The organism is Trueperella sp., assembly GCF_043424875.1.
GTDB lineage: Bacteria > Actinomycetota > Actinomycetes > Actinomycetales > Actinomycetaceae > Trueperella.
Genome location: NZ_JBHWPL010000014.1, coordinates 1 through 4,042, shown reverse-complemented (window position 1 = coordinate 4,042; position 4,042 = coordinate 1). Strand labels below are relative to the sequence as shown.

At 61.6% G+C, this 4,042-nt stretch carries 5 protein-coding genes; 3 read left to right on the top strand and 2 right to left on the bottom strand.

Annotation, left to right across the window (positions count from 1 at the left end):
- Nucleotides 1–172: 172 nt before the first annotated feature.
- Nucleotides 173–934 carry a CPBP family intramembrane glutamic endopeptidase gene (locus ACHFFR_RS00775; protein ID WP_394262362.1) on the bottom strand — a complete coding sequence of 254 codons (762 nt, stop codon included), beginning with the start codon at nt 932–934 and terminating at the stop codon, nt 173–175.
- A 132-nt stretch (nt 935–1,066) separates the two neighbouring features.
- On the opposite strand from ACHFFR_RS00775, the gene ACHFFR_RS00770 reads away from it, so the two are divergent.
- From ACHFFR_RS00770 to ACHFFR_RS00760, 3 genes are all read left to right on the top strand, one after another.
- Nucleotides 1,067–1,699 (top strand): DsbA family protein, encoded by a 633-nt coding sequence (locus ACHFFR_RS00770; RefSeq protein WP_394262361.1) that lies wholly within the window; start codon nt 1,067–1,069, stop codon nt 1,697–1,699.
- A 26-nt stretch (nt 1,700–1,725) separates the two neighbouring features.
- On the top strand, nt 1,726–2,343 hold the full coding sequence (locus ACHFFR_RS00765; RefSeq protein WP_394262360.1) for an NUDIX hydrolase N-terminal domain-containing protein: 618 nt from the start codon (nt 1,726–1,728) through the stop codon (nt 2,341–2,343).
- Nucleotides 2,344–2,418: 75 nt separating this feature from the next.
- On the top strand, nt 2,419–2,874 hold the full coding sequence (locus ACHFFR_RS00760) for a carboxymuconolactone decarboxylase family protein (protein ID WP_394262359.1): 456 nt from the start codon (nt 2,419–2,421) through the stop codon (nt 2,872–2,874).
- Here the strand turns inward: ACHFFR_RS00760 and ACHFFR_RS00755 are convergent.
- Entirely contained in the window at nt 2,871–3,827 is a 957-nt protein-coding gene (locus tag ACHFFR_RS00755) for an L-lactate dehydrogenase (RefSeq protein WP_394262358.1), read from the bottom strand. The genes ACHFFR_RS00760 and ACHFFR_RS00755 overlap by 4 nt on opposite strands.
- Nucleotides 3,828–4,042: the final 215 nt, after the last annotated feature.

Sequence of the window (4,042 nt, the reverse complement as noted above, 5' to 3'; positions counted from 1 at the left end):
TTGCGGGCGAATACTCTGGAGTGTCACTCAGTGCCAAGGCGTACCTTGAGAGTTCATGGACGCCACTGCAAACACAGCATGGCACCACTCGGATTTCTGGCTGGACCCCCGAGGTCGTTTACCTGCTCCAGAAACCCCCGCGCGGCTAGAAACCCACCCCCGCCTAGCCGTGCTACATCTGGAACGCAATCGCCGCGGCGAGCGCTCCGCACCCGTTGAATGCCCAGTGGAGGCCCATGGGCGCGAGAATCGATTCAGAACGATGGCGGAGCCAGGTGAACGCGAGCCCCGCGATCGACGTCGCCAATACGGCGAGCGCGATCCCGATGAGTTGGGCGAACGTTCCGTGGCCCAGCACGGCCGTCAGCCCCCGGTTTCCGGCGGCCATGTCCAGCGAGGACGTCACGTGCCACAACCCAAACAGACCCGAGCCGGCGATGACAGCCACCCGGAATCCGCCCAGTTTGCTGAGCGAGCTGTGGAGGACTCCGCGAAATGCGAGCTCCTCCGGAAGGACCGTCTGGAGCGGGATGATGACGAAAGCGCTGACGAGGGCGGTGCGCATGGAGGCGAAGCCTTCGTCCAAGAACAGCGGCCGGGTGAGCGGCAGCAGGAGGCCGATCGTCACGCCGACCAGCACGATCACGCTCGCCACCGAGCCGTACCACAGACCCTTCTTGAGAGTCTGCCGCGATAGGCCGATGTCATTCCACGTGATACCCATGGCCCGCCCGACGATGAGAATGAGCCCAACGCCCACGGGCACGCTGAAGAACCAGCTCGAGAGCGCGGTGAGTTTGGAGACGAGGTTGAGTCCCACGAGGAGCGCGACCACGATGAGCACTGTCGCAATGTCTCGAACGTGAGACCTGCGCGCGGGAGCACGGCACACCTGTGGTTCGGTGATGCGGACGTCGATCGATTGAACAGTCATTGATGTGCAGTGTAGACCCATGCGGCCACTCGATGTCAGGGCTTGGAGCAAATCCCAGCGTATTTACAGGCTCGGCCCGCGCACGTGCTGGGCATCATGGAATTATTCAAGACTCTCGCCCATGATGGGGATATGAAGATTGATATTTGGTCCGATTACATCTGCCCGTTTTGCACGCTCGGTGAGCGCAACCTTGCCATCGCGCTCGAGTCATTCGAGGGGGCCGACGACGTCGAGGTCACGTGGCGATCGTTCCAGCTTGACCCCAACGCGCCCAAGGAGGCCACCGACCCCTACGAATACTTCGAGAAGGGGAAGGGTATGGGCCGCGAGCAGGTTGATCAGATGCAGGAGATGCTCGTTCATCGCGCGGCGGAGGTTGGGCTGACCTTTAACTGGCGCGAGGCGCCGATCGTGAACACCTGGGACGCGCACCGCGTCGGCCACTACGCGCGCGAGCAGGGGAAGGGCAACGAGTGGGATCACGTGGTGAAGATCGGCTACTTCACCGATGGCAAGAACGTGGCGGACGTGGACCAGCTGGTGGCGTTCGGCGAAGAGGTTGGCCTCGACGCCGATCGCGTGCGCGAGATTGCCGAGGGTAAGGACTACACCGATCATGTGAACGCCGAGATCCGTTCGGCGCGTCAACTTGGCATCCAAGGCGTCCCGTTCTTCATCTTCGATGGCAAGCTCGCCGTCTCGGGCGCGCAGCCGGCCGAGGTGTTTACGCAGGCGCTGAGCCAAGTGACACAGATGGACTAGCCAGTCGCGTCGGCTAACGTGGAGATATGCGTAGCGAGAGGCAGTGGCTCGATTGGGCGATGGAGATTCAGGCCATCGCCCAGATCGGCCTGACATATTCCACCGACGCCTTCGATCACGAGCGCTACACGCGCCTGCGCGACATCTCCACGGAGATCCTCGCGGCCTATACGCAGATGCCTACCGCCGTCGTCGCCGATCTGTTCAACAACGAATCCGGATACCAAACGCCCAAGCTCGATACGCGGGCGGTGATCGTTCGCGACGGGCAGGTGCTCTTGGTTCACGACGCCGATGGGTGGGCGTTGCCGGGAGGCTGGGCTGACATCGGGCTGACGTTGCGTGAGAACGTGGAGAAAGAGGTCAAGGAGGAGGCCGGGCTCGACGCGAAGGCGCTCCGAATCCTGGCGATCCACGACCGCGCCAAGCACAACAGCCCCGAGTTGCCGTGGAGTATCTGGAAGATCTTTGTAGAGTGCGAGGTCCTCGGCGGAGAGTTTGCGCCGAACATCGAAACGAGCGACGCGCAATACTTCGCCCTTGACGACCCCCCTGAGCTTGCCCTCGGCAAGACCACTCGTGAGCAGCTCGACCTGTGCCTGAGTCTCGTGGGCGATCCGGGCCAGGGCGTCGCGTTCGACTAGACGCACGGTCGCCGAGGTTGCGCTCGCAGCGACCCGGGCTGGTCCGATCACCTAGACTGAGGGCAGGTGATGAGAATGACTCGTTTTAATATCAGCAAGAACTACCCCGAGATGCAAAAGCCGCTCAACAAGGCGGCGATGGATTCGCGCAAAGTGGCCAAAAGTCACGGGTTGACGGACGAAATCCTCGAGCTGGTCAACGTGCGCGTGTCGCAGATCAACGGTTGCGTGGCGTGCATGAGCTCCCACGTCCCGGCGTTGCGCAAGGCGGGCATGAAGCAGGAACTGATTGACCTCATCCCGGTCTGGCGCGATCTTGAAGCGCCGTTCACTCCCGAGCAGCGCGTGGCGCTAGAGCTCGCCGAGGCTTTCACCGTGATGGATCACAAGACGGACCGCGACATGGTGGTCGATGAAGCTCGCGATTACTACACCGACGAGCAGATCGGCGCACTAGAATGGACGATCATTTTGATCAACGCGTTCAATCGCATTTCCATCGCCAGTGCCCATAAACCAGCGAATCTCTAGGGCTGGTATCCCACGCTCGCGATCGATTCACGCAGTGTGGCGATCGAATGGTCGAGCTTGGCCTGCTCGGCGTCGTCGAGTGCCATATCCAGCGGGCGGATGACCCCGGAGCGGCCAACGAGCGAGGGGACCGACAGGGCAATGGCCGGGTCCGCTGAGCTGCCAACCGTGGACACCGGCAGGATGGACTTCTGGTCGCCGATCACGGCTTCCACGATTCGCGCCCCGGAGATGCCGATCGCGTAGTTCGTTGCGCCCTTGCCCTCGATAATGCGGTAGGCGGCGTTGATGACCTCGTCTTCGATTGAGTCGAGGAGTTCTGGGGTGAAGACCTGCTCGCCGTCGTCGCCGGTCCATTCCCGAAGCGGAATCTGGCCGATCGTAGCGGAGGACCACATCGCGAATTCCGAATCTCCGTGCTCGCCGATCATCATCGAGTGCACCGAGCGAACCGAGACTCCGATCGTGCGGCCGACGAGCCAGCGCAACCGGGAGGAATCAAGTACCGTGCCCGACCCGAAAATACGCCCCGCGGGTAGATCCACGATCTGCGTGGCGGCAAAGGTGAGGACGTCCACGGGATTGGTGACGAGAATGTAGATCGCCTCGGGCGAATACTCCACGAGCTTGGGCAGCATGCCTTCGAGAATGGAGACGTTCTTCGCCGCGAGGTCAAGGCGCGTTTGGCCGGGCTGCTGCTTGGCTCCGGCAGTAATAACGACGACGTCGGATCCGGCCGTGACCTCCATGTTCGCCCCGCCAATAATCTGGCTTGCGAGCATGAACTGGGAGCCATGCGAGAGGTCGAGCACTTCGGCTTCAACCTTTTGTTCGTTGACGTCATACAGGGCGATGGTTGAGGCGGATCCGCGGATCTGGGCGGCGTAGGCGAGTGCGGTGCCCACCGATCCGGCGCCGACGACAGTGAGTTTGCTGGTATCAAAACTACTCATGGTGCCATTGTGTAGGTTCGGGCGCCAATAAGAAAGGTGCGGGAGTCCCAAGAACACGGGAGGTGGGCCGAGCGTATGAATCTGGTGTTGAAGTCGCGTCTCCGAAACGCCTGGTAAGGGAATCGAAGAGTATCGCATACTTTTAAAAAGTGACTTGTCCGACGCAAGGCGTTCAGGCGGCCGTTGCCGCACCAGAAGAGACTCAGGAAGTCTCG

Bases quoted from the DNA above. Each gene is read 5' to 3' on its own strand.
- ACHFFR_RS00755 (WP_394262358.1), bottom strand. From the start codon at position 3,827: ATGAGTAGTTTTGATACCAGCAAACTCACTGTCGTCGGCGCCGGATCG.
- ACHFFR_RS00765 (WP_394262360.1), top strand. From the start codon at position 1,726: ATGCGTAGCGAGAGGCAGTGGCTCGATTGGGCGATGGAGATTCAGGCC.
- ACHFFR_RS00770 (WP_394262361.1), top strand. From the start codon at position 1,067: ATGAAGATTGATATTTGGTCCGATTACATCTGCCCGTTTTGCACGCTC.
- ACHFFR_RS00775 (WP_394262362.1), bottom strand. From the start codon at position 934: ATGACTGTTCAATCGATCGACGTCCGCATCACCGAACCACAGGTGTGC.
- ACHFFR_RS00760 (WP_394262359.1), top strand. From the start codon at position 2,419: ATGACTCGTTTTAATATCAGCAAGAACTACCCCGAGATGCAAAAGCCG.